Origin of the sequence: Streptomyces uncialis (assembly GCF_001905345.1) — a bacterium.
Taxonomy (GTDB): Bacteria; Actinomycetota; Actinomycetes; order Streptomycetales; family Streptomycetaceae; genus Streptomyces; species Streptomyces uncialis.
On sequence record NZ_LFBV01000001.1, the window covers coordinates 136,604 to 152,875 of the forward strand.

At 65.6% G+C, this 16,272-nt stretch carries 18 protein-coding genes; 8 read left to right on the top strand and 10 right to left on the bottom strand.

The features are described 5' to 3' along the window. Positions 1-60: 60 nt before the first annotated feature. The 3 genes from AB852_RS00530 to AB852_RS00540 all read right to left on the bottom strand — a co-directional run bounded on the left by AB852_RS00530 (position 61) and on the right by AB852_RS00540 (position 3,135). On the bottom strand, positions 61-723 hold the full coding sequence (locus tag AB852_RS00530; RefSeq protein WP_178390914.1) for a TetR/AcrR family transcriptional regulator: 663 nt from the start codon (positions 721-723) through the stop codon (positions 61-63). A gap of 113 nt (positions 724-836) precedes the next feature. After that, positions 837-2,045: a Glu/Leu/Phe/Val dehydrogenase dimerization domain-containing protein gene (locus AB852_RS00535; RefSeq protein ID WP_073782453.1), complete on the bottom strand. Its 1,209-nt coding sequence runs from the start codon at positions 2,043-2,045 to the stop codon at positions 837-839. A 463-nt stretch (positions 2,046-2,508) separates the two neighbouring features. Continuing rightward, entirely contained in the window at positions 2,509-3,135 is a 627-nt protein-coding gene (locus AB852_RS00540; protein WP_079184197.1) for a carboxymuconolactone decarboxylase family protein, read from the bottom strand. 203 nt (positions 3,136-3,338) lie between these two features. Between AB852_RS00540 and AB852_RS00545 the strand changes: the two genes are divergently transcribed. Next, on the top strand, positions 3,339-4,571 hold the full coding sequence (locus AB852_RS00545; RefSeq protein WP_073782455.1) for an MBL fold metallo-hydrolase: 1,233 nt from the start codon (positions 3,339-3,341) through the stop codon (positions 4,569-4,571). 268 nt (positions 4,572-4,839) lie between these two features. Here AB852_RS00545 and AB852_RS00550 read toward each other — a convergent pair whose 3' ends face one another. The 7 genes from AB852_RS00550 to AB852_RS41570 form a co-directional block, all read right to left on the bottom strand. Further along, positions 4,840-5,655 (bottom strand): aminoglycoside phosphotransferase, encoded by an 816-nt coding sequence (locus AB852_RS00550; RefSeq protein ID WP_073782457.1) that lies wholly within the window; start codon positions 5,653-5,655, stop codon positions 4,840-4,842. Positions 5,656-5,856: 201 nt separating this feature from the next. Continuing rightward, complete coding sequence (locus tag AB852_RS00555; protein ID WP_245876546.1) at positions 5,857-6,918, bottom strand: radical SAM protein; 1,062 nt, start codon at positions 6,916-6,918, stop codon at positions 5,857-5,859. 75 nt (positions 6,919-6,993) lie between these two features. Further along, a complete protein-coding gene (locus AB852_RS39125; protein ID WP_143201144.1) occupies positions 6,994-7,839 on the bottom strand; it encodes a hypothetical protein in 846 nt (281 codons plus the stop codon). Positions 7,840-8,052: 213 nt separating this feature from the next. Continuing rightward, positions 8,053-8,220, bottom strand: a complete 168-nt coding sequence (locus AB852_RS39455; RefSeq protein ID WP_178390915.1) for a hypothetical protein — start codon at positions 8,218-8,220, stop codon at positions 8,053-8,055. Between the two features lie 547 nt (positions 8,221-8,767). Next, positions 8,768-8,962, bottom strand: coding sequence for a hypothetical protein (locus tag AB852_RS00560; RefSeq protein WP_143201145.1), 195 nt, complete (start codon positions 8,960-8,962; stop codon positions 8,768-8,770). A 116-nt stretch (positions 8,963-9,078) separates the two neighbouring features. Next, entirely contained in the window at positions 9,079-9,432 is a 354-nt protein-coding gene (locus AB852_RS00565; RefSeq protein ID WP_143201146.1) for a DUF6415 family natural product biosynthesis protein, read from the bottom strand. A 221-nt stretch (positions 9,433-9,653) separates the two neighbouring features. Further along, complete coding sequence (locus tag AB852_RS41570) at positions 9,654-10,121, bottom strand: ATP-binding protein (protein ID WP_073785193.1); 468 nt, start codon at positions 10,119-10,121, stop codon at positions 9,654-9,656. Positions 10,122-10,501: 380 nt separating this feature from the next. On the opposite strand from AB852_RS41570, the gene AB852_RS00575 reads away from it, so the two are divergent. From AB852_RS00575 to AB852_RS39140, 7 genes are all read left to right on the top strand, one after another. Next, complete coding sequence (locus tag AB852_RS00575) at positions 10,502-11,377, top strand: DUF5753 domain-containing protein (protein WP_073782465.1); 876 nt, start codon at positions 10,502-10,504, stop codon at positions 11,375-11,377. Beyond that, complete coding sequence (locus AB852_RS00580) at positions 11,374-11,604, top strand: DUF397 domain-containing protein (protein WP_073782467.1); 231 nt, start codon at positions 11,374-11,376, stop codon at positions 11,602-11,604. Before AB852_RS00575 ends, AB852_RS00580 begins: the two co-directional genes overlap by 4 nt. 181 nt (positions 11,605-11,785) lie before the next feature. Then, positions 11,786-12,109 carry a histone-like nucleoid-structuring protein Lsr2 gene (locus AB852_RS00585; RefSeq protein ID WP_073782469.1) on the top strand — a complete coding sequence of 108 codons (324 nt, stop codon included), beginning with the start codon at positions 11,786-11,788 and terminating at the stop codon, positions 12,107-12,109. Positions 12,110-13,997: 1,888 nt separating this feature from the next. Then, positions 13,998-14,615, top strand: coding sequence for a hypothetical protein (locus tag AB852_RS39130; RefSeq protein WP_143201147.1), 618 nt, complete (start codon positions 13,998-14,000; stop codon positions 14,613-14,615). A 431-nt stretch (positions 14,616-15,046) separates the two neighbouring features. Further along, the gene (locus AB852_RS00590) at positions 15,047-15,592 is read left to right on the top strand and encodes an antirestriction protein ArdA (protein ID WP_073782471.1); all 546 of its coding nucleotides are present in this window, start codon (positions 15,047-15,049) and stop codon (positions 15,590-15,592) included. A 9-nt stretch (positions 15,593-15,601) separates the two neighbouring features. Next, the gene (locus AB852_RS39135) at positions 15,602-15,835 is read left to right on the top strand and encodes a hypothetical protein (protein ID WP_143201148.1); all 234 of its coding nucleotides are present in this window, start codon (positions 15,602-15,604) and stop codon (positions 15,833-15,835) included. Then, on the top strand, positions 15,832-16,188 hold the full coding sequence (locus tag AB852_RS39140; RefSeq protein ID WP_143201149.1) for a hypothetical protein: 357 nt from the start codon (positions 15,832-15,834) through the stop codon (positions 16,186-16,188). Before AB852_RS39135 ends, AB852_RS39140 begins: the two co-directional genes overlap by 4 nt. The last annotated feature ends 84 nt before the right edge of the window (positions 16,189-16,272 follow it).

Genomic DNA, 16,272 nt, shown 5'->3' on the forward strand with positions numbered 1-16,272 from the left:
CCTGCCGGACGGGCTCACCGCCCCGGCCAGGTGGGCTCACCGCCCCGGCCCGGAGCCCCGTCAGGGCCGGGGCGGGGTACCGGCCGGTGGGCGGGCGGAGGGCTGCGCCACGGCCGCGGCGAACGCCTCCGGGGAGAAGCCGAGTTCACGGGCCAGCGCGGTGTCGACCCACGCCTGGAGCCGGGCCCGGGAGACGCTACCCGTGTAGACCGTGGCCTGGACGGCCAGCCCGTCCAGCAGCGCGGTCAGCCTCAGGGCCGTCGCGGCGGGGTCCGGGCAGCTGAACTCCCCGGCGTCCACACCCTCCGCGATCACCTCGGCGATCGCGGACTTCCACCGCTGGTCGAGATCCCGGGTCACCGACCGCAGCGCGGGCTCCCGCAGGGAGACGGCCCACCCCTCGATCCACAGCCGCCACCCCTTCGCCTGACCGGTGGGGGCGTACCAGCGGACGGCCGCGCGCAACCGGCGCAGCGCGGTCGTGCGGCGGCCCAGTACCGCCCGCAGCCGGGCCAGATCGGCCTCCGCCGCGTGGGCGAACGCCGCGGCGACCAGCTTCTCCTTGGAGGCGAAGTGGTACAGCACCAGCGCGTTGCTCACCCCGAGCGCCGCGGCGACATCGGCGATCCGCACGGAGGCCGCGCCGCGTACCTCGATCTGCTGGATCGCGGCACGCAACAACTCCTCGCGCCGCTCACTGACGTTCAATCGCACCCTGGCCATCCCGTCACCCTAAGGGCTGCCCCGTGCTGCCCGGTCGGCGCACGACGACAGCCGGGACACTCCGCCGCGCCGCCGGAAGGCCCGGACCCACCCGGTACGCCCCCGGCGGGGCGTCAGCGGTAGGTGCCGAAGCGTTCCGTGATCTCCGGGACGAGATCCGCGACCAGCGCGTGGGCGGCGGCACGGGGCGCGGTGCCGTCCGCCTCCGCACGGGCCAGCACCCGGGCGATCAGATCCCGCATGGAGCCGCGGATGTGCGCGAACGCCTCGTCGGGGTCCGCCCCGATGTCGCCGAAGAGCGTCCACCACCACCAGGCGTTCGTCGCGGAGTTGACGACGACATCGGGCATCACGGCGATCCCGCGCGTCGTCAGCAGGGACTCCGCCGCCGGGAGGACCGGCATGTTGGCGGCCTCCACGATCCACCGTGCCGTCACCCGGTGCTGATTGGTGCAGTCGATGACGTACGAGAGCGCGGCGGGGACGAGGACATCGGTGTCCACGGCGAGCCACGCGTCGCCCGGCATCTCCCGGTCGCCCTCGCGCAGCACCGCGCGGTCGACGGTCCCGAAGCTGTCGCGGGACCCGAGCAGCGCCTCAACGTCGAGACCGGCCGGATTGACGATGGTGCCCCGCACATCCGCCACCGCGACGACCGTGAGGCCCGCCTGGGACAGGAACCGGGCCGTCGCCCCGCCCATGGTCCCGAGCCCCTGGAGGGCGACCCGGGTGCCCTCGTACGGCATCCGCGCGTCGTCCAGCGCGGACAGGACCGCCTCGGCCACCCCGCAGCCCCCGGCCAGCTCGTCCAGGCCGATGCCGTCCACCTCGCAGGCGAACGCGTCGGTGAGCCGCGCGCGGGCCGCCTCCTCGTCGTCCAGCAGCGGGTACACGGCCTGCACCGTCGAGGTGAGCCCCGCCTCGGCCGCGGCCCGCTCGACGGTGTCCTGGGTCAGGCCCAGGTCCTCGCCGGTCGCCCAGCAGCTCTCAAGGTAGGGGCGCATCGCGCGCAGGTACCGCACGAGCACGCCGTACGCGTCCGGATGCCGGGGGTCGCAGTCGATCCCGCCCTTGGCGCCGCCCAGCGGGACGTACCGCGCCTTGGGGTCGTAGTGCAGGGCCTCCTTCATCGTCATCCCGCGCGCCAGCCCGGCGACCTCCTCCAGCGTGCAGCCCTCCCGCATCCGCACCCCGCCGCTCGCCACGCCGCGCACCAGCCGGTCCACGACGAGGTGGCCGCGGCTGCCGGTGACATGGTCGGTCCAGGTCAGGGATATCAGGGGCGCGGTCGGGAGCTTGTCCGGGGCGAGGGCGTTGAGCATGCGTACTCCTGGGGCGACGGCGATCAGAGGCCCGAAGGAGGGATGGGGCGAGCCGACCGGCCTGCAACTGAATCGCCGGTCAGTATCGGGACCGCGTCAGGGATGTGTCAACGCGGCTGCTCGCGGCTCCCGTCACGCCTTGTGACCGCCTCCGGGGCGGCCGTCGCGGCGTCTGCGCACGGCCGACGCCGTGTGCCGCCGGACGGCGCTGGCATCGTACGGCGCGGCGCCGCCCCGGCGGGACCGGGCAGGCCGGACGGCCGCCGTACCGCCTGCCCGGACCGCCCGGTCGCGGTGCCCGGGACCCGCCCGCCCCGGCACACCGGCCCCCGCCGCCCCCAGGGCCCCACCGGACCCCGGTGCCGGTCGGCCCCGGGCCCGCGGCGGACGCGGCCGGCCGAAGCCGCGGACCCCGGCCCGGCGCGACGCCCGGACCGGGCCGGGGTCCGCCCGGAAGGCTCCCTCAGCCCCGTCCGCCCGCGCTCCCCGGGCCACCGGCCTCCGGGGTACCGGCCGCCTGGGCCGCCGCGGGCCGCCCGACCGCCGCGGGGACCTCGCACGAGTCCTTGAACCCCTGGCTGGTCAGCCCCAGTGCCGCGTTCATGCGCGAGCGCAGGTTCTCCACCGCGACCATGGCGGTGAGCTCGACGAAGGCGGCCTCGCCCAGCCGGGTCACCAGCCGTTCCACCAGCCCGTCCTCGACGGTCGGCGGGGTCGCGGTCATCGCCTCGGCGTACTCCAGGACGTCCCGCTCCAGCGGTGTGTACAGACCGCTGTCGCGCCAGGACGGCACGTCACGCAGCTTCTGCGGCGCGATGCCCTTGCGGGTGCTCTCCCAGTAGCCGAAGTCCACGCACCACGAGCAGCCGATCGCCACCGCCGACCCCATCTCGGCGAGTGCCTTCAGCCCCGGGTCGAGCTTGTCCCACTTGGCGACGGACTGCTCGAAGCGCAGATCGGAACGGAGTACCCGTGGATGGTGACCGAGCACCTTCGCGGGGTCCAGAACCTTCCCGTACGTCCGTTTCGAGTACCACTCGACGGCGCGGTTGAGGAGGGTACGGGGCGGATTCATCGAGATGCGGGCCATGCGGATCACCTTCCGGGCGTACGCGGTGCGGTCTGTGTCATCAGTACGACGGACGGGGTTCGACGGATGTGACATGCCGGACCGGGCGGCCCCAGAGCCGGGCCGCGAGGGGCCTCAGGGGCCCCTGCTACCGGCCTGGACCAGCGATGTCACCGGTGCCGCTCATAATGGGAGTGCCGAACCGTCCGCACCTGGAGGCACCCGTGACCTCACCCCGATCCCTGCGCTCCGGGTTCCGTGCCCTGCGGCCCGCCGCCTTCGGCGCGGACCCGACAGGGGAGCGGCTGGCCCGTATCCAGCGGTCGCCGCACTTCGCGGACGGCTCCTTCCGGAACCCGACGGGCGTGCGCCCCCCGCTGGCCGGATCCAAGGCCAGGTTCGCGCGGATGTACTTCGACAAGAAGCAGCGGCTGAGCCGGGCACCGGCGGGCCCTGTCCCCGTCCACCCCACGACCCGCGCCGATCTGGCCGAGCGCCCCGCGACCGGCCTGCGGATCACCTGGATGGGCCATTCCAGCGTCCTCGCCGAGATCGACGGGCACCGGGTGCTGTTCGACCCGGTGTGGGGCGAGCGGTGTTCCCCGTTCGCCTTCGCGGGGCCCAGGCGGCTGCATCCCGTCCCCCTCCCGCTGGCCGCCCTCGGGCCGGTCGACGTCGTCGTGATCTCCCACGACCACTACGACCATCTGGACATGCCGACGATCAGACGGTTCGCCGGGACGGACACGGTGTTCGCGGTCCCGCTCGGGGTCGGCGCGCATCTGGAGCGGTGGGGGGTGTCGTCGGACCGGCTGCGTGAGCTGGACTGGCAGGAGTCCACCCGGATCGGCGGTCTGACGCTCACGGCGACCCCGGCCCGGCACTTCTGCGGACGCGGTCTGCGCAACCAGCAGAACACCCTCTGGGCCTCCTGGGCCGTCGCGGGCGACACGCACCGCGTCTTCCACAGCGGTGACACGGGCTACTTCCCCGGCTTCCTGGACATCGGCGCCGAGCACGGTCCGTTCGACGCCACGATGATCCAGATCGGCGCGTACAGCGACTTCTGGCCCAAGAACCACACGGACTGTACCCCCCTTCCCGGTGGATGGCCAGACATCCATATGACCCCTGCTCAAGGCGTGCAAGCACACCTTGACCTGCAAGGATCAAAACCGCACGGAGTAATGCTGCCGATCCACTGGGGGACGTTCAACCTGGCCCCCCATCCCTGGGCGGAGCCAGCGGAGTGGACGCGGGACGAAGCGGGAGAGGTTGGCCAAACGGTCGCATCGCCTCGGCCGGGCGAGCCCTTCGAGCCTGCCGGGCGTCTCCCCTCCGACCCCTGGTGGCGAGAGCTTTCCACCCCGATTGCTAGACCATGGCGTCGTCCGAAGGCCCTCCTGGAGCTACCGATCGAGGAGCACCCTGTCAGTCCTGACCTTGCGGAGCGGTGAGGCAGCGTGAGCGACGACCTCAAGCGACTGACAGACATGTTCTCTGCCCTTAGCGAGACTGACCGCGAGCGAGCGCTTCGAGCGATGGACGGTCGCCCTCGTCCTGCGAGGCAGGCGGAGGCGGAGGAATTCGTACCCCTCCCTCGCCCGCAGGGGCCGTCACGCTTGCGTGTCCACACGCGGATTGTGGTGGCCCCCTAGCAACCGATGCGCTGCGGAGTCCCGGCCACAGCGCATCGGCAGGGCATTTCATTCATTCATCGGGGGGTCAGAGGCCCTTGCGGTGCATCAGCCACGATTGGGCAGCCACGTAGACGCGCGTCGCCCAAGGGTCCGGATCGCCGTCCGTGATCTCTTCCCACAGGTTCGCATTGGCCTCGGCGAACGCTGTGACGGCTGATGCGGAGGCGGTGCCGAAAAAGGGGACTGCTGCGGCCTCGCGCTCGGCGCTGAGCGCAGTGTGGTGCCCTGCTGCGATGAGCCAGATCACCCAGTAGGCCGCGTCGAGCCAGGCCGCGCCTCGCGTCGCCCATGCCCAGTCCACGAGCCAGGCCCGCGCACCCACGACGAGTACGTTCTCGTCGTTGAGATCGGTGTGGCACAGATGGTCACCCTGAAACTGCTCAAGATCGGAGGGAGAGGCGGCGTAGCGGGTGAGTCGCTGTTCGGCGTGACGCAGGACCAGGCCCTCGGGGGGCCGCAGGCTGGTGAGGCGGGTGAGGAGTGCTGCCACGTGAGGGAGGTCGGGGGAGCCGGGACGATAGTCGGCGTGGTGGCCGTCGAGCGCTTCGAAGACGTTCAGATCCCAGCCGTCCGCGACGGTGCGCCAGTGAAGCCGCGGTGCAGCGGCTCCGGCGACGATTGGGTTCACCTCGGCTTCGCGGGCCTGGGTCCACACCCGGGGGTGTGTAGTGCGCATTCCCTTAACGTAGAACGTGCCCTGCGGGGTAACCATCCGCGCGGCGACATCGGAGTTGAGCCCGCCCTTAGCATTCTCGATCTTGGAAATCGGTCCGAGTTGCTGGGTGAGCGCCGCACGTCGGTCGGCGGGAAGGTCTTCGAGGGGGATGCGATCCGTAGCCACAGAGGCACCCTGCCACAGAAGGGGGCGCTGGGGCCCTCCGGATGGGAGGAGCCCCAGCGCATTGGTTCTACTGGTAGGGGTTGTCCTCGCCGCAACCCGGGACCGCTTCGGTCGCTGCGGCCTCCAGATCATCCAGGACGACCGCCTCAGTCAGCTCTACGGCTTCAACTGGTGGACGGCTGATCTCAACGGGTACCACACTCATGCCGGTGCTTCCTTTCGTCGGTGCTGGCAGTAACTTTCGAGTGGTGCCTTCGCGGCCTGGAAGGCTTTGGCCATGGGGCGGCAGACTCGGCAGGTTCCCGAGAGCTTGCAGCCCTGGCACCCTCCGGTGCGAAGCATTTGGGCATCTGAGATGCCGGGGAGCGCACGGAGGCCGAACACGCCTTCGCGCATAAGGTCGATGGGGTTCTCGCGCCCGACCTTGCACATGGTCGCTCTGCCCCACGGGTCGGCATGGAAGAAGGTGTGCCCGGCCGGGCAGCCGGTGAAGACCTCCGCTCGGTCACTCTCCCCCAGGGCCTGGGTCGCAAGAGGATCGGGCTGGCCGTCGTACGTCGGCGAAATGCTCTTGTACTCCTTGTACGACCGCGCATACTGCCGCGCGATGCCGCGCATGGCGTCGATCTCGTGGATGTTCGCCTTTGTGACGACAAGGGCGATCTCGACATTGATCCCTGCGGCGCGCGCTGCCTCCAGCCCCTTGACCACGAGGTCGAACGCCTTCGGGGTGCGGGTGACGGCTTCTGCCGTCTCCTTGCTCGCCCCGTAGAGCGACACGACAACCTTCTGTGGCGGGTGGGTGCGCAGAAGGCCGATCACCTCTGGAGAGTGAAGCCGTGATCCGTTGGTGAGCACTTCGAGGAGCATCCCCAGCCGGAAGGCGTACTCCCAGGCCCGGTGAAAATCGCGGTCGGCGGTGGGCTCCCCGCCCGTGAACTGGAACCAGAGAGCGCCGGAGTCGCGGACGATGTCTAAGAGCCGCTTCTTGCCTTCCCAGTCCAGCCCCTCGAACTTCCGCTGGGCGAGGTAGCAGTGCTCGCAGTTGAAGTTGCAACCCTGGTTGATCTCCCAGGTTGCTCGACTGAACCCCAACGAGGGCGACGGCCTTACGAGCACGGTGTCCGCGGCGGACTGCCCGTGAAGATCGAGACCCCACACCGCACGGGCCTTCTCGATCAGCCAGGCCGGCAGTTCGCCCTCGGTCGTGACGGCTACCTCAAGCTCGCGGAACCACGCGGGCGGGAGCTGGAGACCGCCCACTGATCCGGGTCGGGCCATAACGAATCTCGGGCCTTGCGCACTGGCTAAGAGCTGATGCACTGCTCATTCCTCTCGTCAGTGGACTGTCGGCTTGGGCGCCGCGTGTCTGGCGTTCCACGCCAGGTAGACACCGTCAGAACGGATAACGTTGATGCAACCGCCGCCTTGGGACACGACCGAGCAAGGTGAAACGGCGGGGGTGAGGCGTCGCATCACCTCTGTTTGCCATCCGTGGGGCAGCGCGTGAAACCGGCCGACGTAGGTAACAGCGTGCGTTGTCTGTCGGCGGTCGCCGCAGAGCGGCTTCGGAGGCTGTTGGCCTGCGAAGGATTTAGCCTCGGCGTCGGTGAGGGCTTCAGCCAGGGAGGGGTGCGGAGGAGGCGGCTCGCTTTCCCACCGGTATCGCTCGGGCGGTTCCAGCAGCCGGAACGTCTCTGCCTGCCAGTCCGGGGACAAGGCCCTGAACCGGTGAGCGAAGGTCTCGGCTTCCGCCGCGCGAGATGATCGGCTGGGGCTGCTCTCGGGCCAACGTGCGGTCCGGCGCTTCGGATCGCACAGCGTGGCGAAGTACGCAGCCTCCGCGCACAATTCGGCCAGTATGGCGCTGTACCTCTCGGAGGTCACAAAATCGGCATTCACGGAGGAGACTTGGCGACCTCGCCCCAGCGACCAGTGCAACGCTGCTTGATCGCGCAGGTGAAGGGTTTCCCAGATTCCGCGGCTACGTAGTTCATCCCAGACGAGCAGGACGGCGTCACGTGCGAACTCCGCTACCTCAGCCCAAGGGGCGTTCTGCCATTGTCCGAGCGCATCCAGACGGGTGCGCAGGAGACTGAGTCGGAACCCGATGGGGGCTTCGGGAGCGACCTCTTCAAGGTGCTGCCCTCCCCGCTGGGGGAAGCTGCCAACGTCGTCCAGCATTGATTCACTCATTCGGGCTGGCCTCCGAGTTCCGGAGCGTGACCGTGCCGGGACCCTCAAACAGTAGTGTCATGTCGCGTTCCATGTCTTACGGAGATGGGCCTCGCATACCTGAGTTCCGAGAGAACGGCTCGATCAGGTAGACGGGCCATGACCCGTTCCGGCCCCGACGGGGGCAGAGCCGGAACGGGAGCTTCAAGGCGGTGCCGGTGGCTACGCGCCGCTGATGTTCTTCTTGTCGTCGGAGAGCTTCGCGGCCGACTCCTCGGCCCTCACCCCCGCGGCCTCGCGGGTAGCGGCGGGCAGAATCTCGGCCTGGCTGACCTCAACCTGGGCACCCAATGTGGCTACCAGGTCGAGAAGTTCGTCGTCGGTGCTCAATGCATCTCTTTCACTTAGCTGAATCGTTCGAAGTTCAAGAGCGCGCCAGAGGATGTCGCTGTGCGTGATCAAGGACTTCCGTGTCGGACAACGGGCAGGGGCACGGAGTCAGCGGAGTGTTGTGCACCTGTAACCGGTGCTCCACCACGGCCACCAGCAGCCGGCATCGTGGGGACGGACAACGTAGGGCGGTGATGATTCCCCGGCCGTCCCGTGCTACGAAGTTCAGGTAGTCCATGAGCGTGATGTCCAGACGTTCTGACTCACGTGCCGAGGAGACCGGTCGTGTCGGGATCACCGGGGACCTCATCGCGCATGACCGTGTGGACGCGCCCCCCTGTGTGTCGCCGTCCGGCGTAGTCGGCTCGATCCCGGGTTGGAGACTTTCGGGCAATGTCTCATCTCTCTTTCCACGAGGGTCCCGATCCGGTTGGACCGGGGTGCCCACCTGTCCGTCACAACAGGAAGGGCATCCGTCAGCGGCTGGCTGCCGGCCGTAGTGAGTACCGGAGCCTCGGGAAGTCCCCGACCGACGACGGAAACCTGATCAGTCACCGGATTCCTGCTCCCGCTGGGCGGCCCACGAGTCTCTGATGCGCTGGAGGCTGCGTTCTGCGGACTCCGCGATCTCCTGCTCTGACAACTCCTCGGCGCGATAGAGCAACCGAAGGTTGTCGAGCCGTCGATGCAGTTCCCGATGACTGACGTGTCGAGCCCAGAAGTCCTCGATGCGCCACACCACGCGCATGAATCGTTCGCCAAGTGTGGGAGGGGGAGGTCCACACCAGATTCGGCAGATGTTGCGTTGCACGTTCGATACCGAGCGCCCGTGAACGCGGCACCTCCGCGTCCGCTCCTTCACCGGGTCGCCTCGCCGGAAGGAACGGCCGCTCCGCGGTCTTTGTCCACTGCTCCCGGCCCCTGCCAACCCTCACGTCTCATCAGCGCGAGGAGATCCCGAGCTGTCTTTGCGGCCTCGCGAACCTCCGCTCGGTTCTGGCCGCTCTCTCGGCCGGCCACCCCCCGAGCCCGGTCGACCATGGCGCGCACGACCACCCGGCCGCTGTCCAGAACTGCATCGGCCTCATCGACCAGCGCCGTCAGGTATCCCCGGAGCGTGATCACCGCAGCATCCAGTTCACCTTCCTCCACCTGGTCCAAGTGGTTGCTGAGTAGGTACTCGATGCTCTGCTCAATCGCGGCGACGGTCACGCGGACATGTGTGGTCTCAATGCCCAGGTCGGCCCGCATTGCTTCCAGGAGCCGACGTAACATCCCCGTCTCCGGAGCGACCCCGGGCTCTACAGCGAACCCGGGCTCGGCCAGTCGGTGCTTCCACCCGACACCGGCTGGCCGAGGTTCCATTTGAGGGGCGCTCCCGGGGCCAGGAGCCGGGCCTACGAGAGAGAATGGGCGACCTGCGAGCCGCGCCATCAGGAACCGCCCCAGCCATCGGTCTCCAACTCGGCCCAAACGACCTTCCCTCGGCGGCGAGGGTTGTACCCCCAACGCTTGCTCAGGACCCCGACCATGAGGAGTCCACGACCATTCTCTGAACGGGCGTCGGGGTTGCGAAGCTCCGGGACGAAGCGCGACCGGTCGCTCACTTCGACACGAACAACGCCCTTGCCAGCGCGACGGATGTCAAGGCGGAGCGACAGGCAGTTGGTGTGGTCGAGGACGTTCGTGACGAGTTCAGTGACGATCTGCTGTGTGTCGACCCGCAGTTCGTCAAGTCCCCAGGCTCCGAGGGCAGCGGCGACGAGCGAGCGGGCTTGGCGAGCGGCTGGCGGTCGGCACGCGATGCTCTCGCTGAAACCAGGTTTGCCGGGTCGGGGCGCCTGCGGAACTGCTAGGGGCGGTTCAGGCAATGGGGGAATACTGCTCTGGCTCGTTCTCATGTCGGCCTCGGCGGAGTGTCGGGGAGGGAACAGCCCCCTCCGGGAGAGAGGGGGGAGCACACCGGGCAGGGGTCTCCCGGCATCCGGCAGTTACCACGCGTGACTAGTGCTCCAGAGATGATGCGTAGTCACAGGTGCCGTATATGCAGAATGCACGCGCGGACGGGTGGGTGCAAGCTTGGGGTAGCAAACCCCAAGATTGGAATGAATGCTCGAAGCGAGCGCGTACCCGGATGGGGCGTCGCCGTACCCGCGAACCGGATCTCCGTACCCAACTAGGCTGTAAGCGCACCCGCGTGAACGGTCAGGAGACCCGGGAGGAGGTGCGCCCCACCCAGCTAACCCCAGACTGAGAAACGGCCGAGAGAGAAGAGTTTGAGATGCCGACGAAATCCGTTGTCCCTACTGTCCGTAGGCGTCGACTCGGTAGCCAGGTGCGGCAACTTCGCGCGGCTGCCGGCCTGAGCGCAGAGGCCGCGGCGAGGGCCATGGGGTGGGACCCGGGCAAGATGTCGCGCATCGAGAACGCCAAAGGCGTGCTCCAGCCCAAAGACGTGCCTGGCCTGCTGGCTCACTACGGGGTGACCGACGCAGCGACGGTTGGCGCTCTGGTGGACCTGGCGCGGGATGCAGGGAAGACCGGCTGGTGGCAAACCTACTCCGGCGTCGTAGCCCCGTCCTACGCGGACCTGATCGCACTGGAGGGTGACGCGGAGAGTATCCGGGAGTGGTCACCGCTTCTGGTGCCCGGCCTGCTTCAGACCGCCGCGTACGCACAGGAGACCATTGCAGCCCACGCGCTCACGCGCACGCCTGAAGAGGTTCACGCGCTTGCAGAAGTACGACTTGCTCGCCAGTCCGTTCTTACGGCCCGACCGAAGGGCTCCCCTTTGCGATACACGGCGGTGATCAGCGAGCTGGTCCTACATCAGCGCTTTGCGTCCCGCCCGGAGACCATGCGAGACCAGGTTCGCCGGTTGATTGAGCAGACCGACGTACCCGGAGTCACGATCCAGATCATGCCTCTGGCCGCTACCCCACACCCAGGTGGTGCTGGTGGCTTCAGCCTCTTTGGGTTCGCCCACCCCATGCCCGACGTGGTCCAGATCGAGAACCTAAAGGGCACCAACTACGCCGAGGGAAGCGGCGACATGCACCTCTTTGACGACGCCTTCGGGCGGATCGTCGGTGCGGCGCTGTCGACAGACGATTCTCTGGCTACGCTAAAAGATATGGAGAAGAGGAACCGTAAATGAAGAATGCAAGGCTGACGCTCCTCGCAACTGACCTTCCCGGAGCGGCATGGCGCAAGTCCAGCGCCAGTGCTGGCGAAGGGAATTGCGTCGAGGTTGCGGACTGCGCAGCAATCCAAGGTGGATGTGTCGCGGTTCGGGATTCAAAGGACCCCGAGGGGCCCGTTCTGGTCTTTCGGAATGCCACCTTCTCCGCGTTCGTGGCCGATATTGATGGAATCCGTCGCTAGCGGTCGGAGACTACTGTCACAGCGGTACCGTCTTCGCTGAGGTCACTATCAGAGAAGGCGACTGACGCTGCCATTTCGTTCTGGCAGCCTCTAGAGGCTGGCTCCTGCTGCGGCAGGAGCCAGCTCTCCCTGCGGTCTCGACATCGCAGGGTTGGGGCCTCTTCCCGTATGATGTTGGCTTATGGCAAAGAAGATCGTCACCACAATCACCGATGACCTCGACGGCAAGGAGGCCGACGAGACCGTAGCCTTTGCGCTGGATGGCAAGACCTACGAGATCGATCTTTCGAACAAGAACGCGAAAAAGCTGCGGGCGGCGCTGGCACCCTTCGCTGAGGCCGGCCGAAAGGTGGGCCGAGGAGGAAAGCCGAAGGCCGCATCTGCTGGACGGAACAACGACACCGCTCAGATTCGGGAGTGGGCGAAGGTGAATGGCTACGAGGTGAACGATCGGGGCCGCGTCTCCGCCACCGTTCGGGAAGCCTACGAGAAGGCCAACACCTGATCTCCTCACCTGCCAGCACGGCCGGCCCCCTCGCTTTCGGGTGAGGGGGCCTTCTGCTGTGTAGGTATAGAGCCGCCCATAAATAATGTAGGTGCAAGATGGCCCAGCATCCTACGGGCTGACCGGGAAAAGTGGCGCGGCTCACCTTAATGATTCATTCATCGAGCGGGCTGAGGAGGGAACTCCCCGCCAACGAGCCCTAGGAGCGCTGAGCGTCCTCCTGGCGGCCTCGCAGAGCGACCGCAGCCCCTTTTGAGCCCCAGGCCCAGTAGGCCGGCAGGGAGTTGCTGGGCGACTCGAAACCTTCATTACCCGTACGCGATCCGAGGAAGGCACCCCCGGTGGTCCCTCGTGGGTTAATGAATGGGATTACCCCCGGGTGTGTGCATGTGTGTACGTGTGTGGAGTGAATGAATGCGCGCGGGTGTGCGTGGCGGACGTGCTTGGCCACGGATTCATTCATTCGTGCGGGTGCCTGACTGAGTCTGGCGAGGGTGCAACGGCCCGAACGGCGGGAATGGTCATCAGGGGAGTGCGTGTCAGTCGTCGGGGGACGGATTGACTGGCCCGTTCAACGAGTGGCCTGTTGCGACACAGAGCGCCACCTGTAGGCCAGGGAAGTACGCGAGTGCTCTTTCCCTATAGGTGCGTCTGACGCTCCGAGGAAACAGGGCCGTGCGTGCCCATGGGTACCCGTTTGGGGTGGATGAGCAGGTTAAATATGGTTACGACGTGGCAACTTTAGGATCACGGCAGGGTGACAAACGGCCCGTTCTGGTAACGGTGGAATAACGGATTTTAGAGCTTTCCGTGAGCGTGTCGCTGCTGAGAGTTAGTTGCTACGTCGTAATGTCCGATAAGGCGGCATTGTGGATGCCGATAAGCCTATTTCCCTATGTAGGGACAGCCTGGATTGGCGCAGTGCGGGAGTTGCCCCAGAAGTTGCTACGTCGTAACGTTCTCAACGTCAACACGGACCGCACCGAACGAAGCAGTCACCGAATCCCACCCGCCAAGCGGGGATGCGGAACGGGGCAAGCGACAGGTGATCAGGTCGAGGTGGCAGGGAGTGTGAATGCCTCCCCAAAGGTGAAACGCAAGTGAGCGGCCAAAGGGTCCCCGTCGGGGCGAGTAGGCCAACGTACCGAGTGGTTGGGTGCGCTAACAGGACAGAGCGCGGAGAAACGACCGGGAAGGAATTCCGGGACCTAGTGCAAGTAGTGACGTCTCCCCTAGTAGCGCGTGTGGTGCGTACGGCCAGAGAACCGAAAGGTGGCTCACCTGTATGAAGATCACGCGGGAACAGGGGGATTTAGGATGGGCCGTACGGGCTACGTACGGGCGATAGCGAAAGTGCCGCAATGGTCTCGGAGGGGTGCCCTCTAAGGATCTCCGTGCTGTGTCTGTCAACATAGGGACACGCACCCCCCAAGCGAATAAGGGGTGAGTTGCCACAGTGCTTAGCGGACCTGAGAGTCTGCCATCATCGGCTGAGAGCGCGAAAGCGTCGGCTGTGTCCTGATAACCGGAGATGATCACCCGGCATGAATAGATCACGCTTACCTATCGCTTGTGTGAGGCACGGCCTACACTTCGCGTCCGCACCGGTACCGGCCTAATCGTGACTGATACTCACAGGCCCAACAACGGTCGCTTAAGCGGGTACCTGCCCGTGTCTGGCACTGGCCCGATAGGAATATCTCCCCTTCCGCCGAACTGGTCGCGGTGGTCTCGGCCGGCCTGGGGGGACCTCTCATGATTCACCGAGGCCCCCTCATGTCCTAAAAGTTGCTACGTCGGAAAATGTTGGAACATCTGATGAAAGGGGGCAGCAATGCCCGGAACACGCACACGTCGAATCGCTCGAATCCGTGAGGCTCTGCCGTTCGTGGAAGAACTTGCAGAGTTCACAGAGAATGCCCACGAGGGCGCATCGTTCAACTTTGATAGAGATTCTTTCTCGCGCCTCTGGTACGCCACACCCTTCATGTACACCCGTGACGCCGATCCGCTAGAAGAGTCGAACTGGACGGTTATCAGTAACGACCTTCTGAAGACTCATCCGGAGGGGGTGGAAACTCACTCCTTCGGGCACTGGGGATTTGGCTGGTACGAGCGGCTGTATGTCCGTGCGGATGACGCGCTCGCAATCCGCTCCGTTCAGTCCTGGGCGGATTCTCTCGCGTCCTATGGCGTGGCAAATGATGAGCATCTTTCCGAGGTGGAGTGGAACCAGAATCACCCCTCTGAGAAGGAGTGCTATTCCTCTGACCCTGACTGTAGATGCGACTTCATGACTCACTCATGCGGAGATGAGTTCCGGGCTGCGGTGGATACCGGAAATCTCCATATCGTAGATGAGGAGTGGTACTGCGACTTCTGCTCGGAATGGAACCCGATCACCAACACTCAGCATCGATACATGAACACGGTTGCCGCGCGAGCGGAAATTCAAGCGGAATGCGCGGCCCTTGAAGCGGCCGGACAGCTCGCCTTTGCCATCTAACTGGCCCCGTTCAGTGGTGCGCGGACCGGTCCGCGTTCTGCTGTGCGTGGCCACCCGACCCGGGTGCCAGCAATCAGAAAGACGGAACAGATGCCCCAGTTCAGCCGCTCAATCTCAATTACAAAGACCATGCGGACGCAATGTCCCTGTGGGGAGGGCGTGAAGGTTCAGTTTGTGGGTGACAACTCAGTAGCGGCCATCCTCGGGCTCACAGATGCACCAACCGAGTCTGCGGCCCGTACCTCGCTTGCGGTATGGGAGGCCCACCACGAATGCGCCCCCAGCGTTGAAGAACTCATAGAGCTTCTGGGGTTGAGCTGAACCTCCGAAAGCGCGCCCGCTGTTAGGTCCGGCTTTGCGATTGGGGGGTGGGGGTACCCACCCCCCTTTCTCATCTCCGGAACTATCCAACTGAGACGAAAGAGAACGCGATGCCTCGTATCTATGTGGCCAGTCTGACCGATTACAACGCTGGGGAACTGCACGGCAAATGGATCGACGCAGCCCAGGATGCAGACGAGATCATGACCGAAGTGGAACAGATGCTTGCCGACTCGCCCACGGCCAAGGAGGAGGGGGGAGTCGCCGAAGAGTGGGCAATTCACGACTCGGATGATTTTGGGGGAGTCGACATCGGGGAATGGGACTCATTCGAAAGGGTCTCGGAGATCGCGCACGCCATAAGTGAATGGCCCTCTCTCATTGTCGCGCATTACATCAGCGAGGGATATGACCCTGAAGAGATGTCCGACAAGATCCGCGATCTTTACTGCGGAGAGTTCAAGGGGCGAGATGTCGATGCGGTCGCAGACATGATATGGGACGACCTTGACGCAAGAGAGGATCTTCCCTTGGATATTCAGGCCCACATCACCGCTATATCGCACAGTATGGCTCGGGACGACATGGCAGGAGGCGAGTACATCACCATAGATGCCGGTGACGGAACTTCCTACGTCCTAAGTTCGGACCGCTGAGGAGAAATCGTGAGAACTTCCATCCACCCTAACTCAATGAAAGTCATTGCGCGCAGGGACGGCCTTTCCAGAAGTCGCCGACAGTACAGATTTGCCAGCGCGGTAGCGGGTGAAAGAGCTATCCAGCGATGGGCAGATCAGGGCTACAACCTCTTTTGGATAGAGGAAGGGGCGAATGGCCTGTCCCAGGCGTTCGAAATTGTCGGCGGACAGCGCGCCTACCTGACTAAGGAGAACCTGTGATCGACATTTATAGTCGAGTTCTGTGCAACGAATGCAAAATGGACCTCGGTGCGACCCCGGGAGATTTTGCCGACCCGAACCAGACCTATTGCGGTCACTGTGCGAACGAACGCCACCAATGCCCAGAAGGAAAGGCAGTGCGCATTCTGCGCGAGGTGGCTGGGCGTATCCAGCAGTGCGAGGCGGAGTGGCTTTCGGTACTTCAGGAGGAGGTTCCCACGTATGACGTCGAATTGAATAGGGCGGCAGATGGGAGTGAAACCGATCGGATGGATGAGGTGCAGGCCGACCAAGCCGAGGAAGCGCGCGGCCTGCTGCGCGAGGTACTAGCGATGCTTCAGCCTCACGTCTGACCCGCTTTGCTTTGGGTCGCTTCGACTCCCTGAGAGGCGACCCATTGCATGGCTTGTCAATTCGTGACAGCCCTGACGGAAAGG

Bases quoted from the DNA above. Each gene is read 5' to 3' on its own strand.
- AB852_RS00530 (WP_178390914.1), bottom strand. From the start codon at position 723: ATGGCCAGGGTGCGATTGAACGTCAGTGAGCGGCGCGAGGAGTTGTTG.
- AB852_RS00535 (WP_073782453.1), bottom strand. From the start codon at position 2,045: ATGCTCAACGCCCTCGCCCCGGACAAGCTCCCGACCGCGCCCCTGATA.
- AB852_RS00540 (WP_079184197.1), bottom strand. From the start codon at position 3,135: ATGGCCCGCATCTCGATGAATCCGCCCCGTACCCTCCTCAACCGCGCC.
- AB852_RS39125 (WP_143201144.1), bottom strand. From the start codon at position 7,839: ATGCTGGACGACGTTGGCAGCTTCCCCCAGCGGGGAGGGCAGCACCTT.
- AB852_RS41570 (WP_073785193.1), bottom strand. From the start codon at position 10,121: ATGAGAACGAGCCAGAGCAGTATTCCCCCATTGCCTGAACCGCCCCTA.
- AB852_RS00575 (WP_073782465.1), top strand. From the start codon at position 10,502: ATGCCGACGAAATCCGTTGTCCCTACTGTCCGTAGGCGTCGACTCGGT.
- AB852_RS00580 (WP_073782467.1), top strand. From the start codon at position 11,374: ATGAAGAATGCAAGGCTGACGCTCCTCGCAACTGACCTTCCCGGAGCG.
- AB852_RS00585 (WP_073782469.1), top strand. From the start codon at position 11,786: ATGGCAAAGAAGATCGTCACCACAATCACCGATGACCTCGACGGCAAG.
- AB852_RS00590 (WP_073782471.1), top strand. From the start codon at position 15,047: ATGCCTCGTATCTATGTGGCCAGTCTGACCGATTACAACGCTGGGGAA.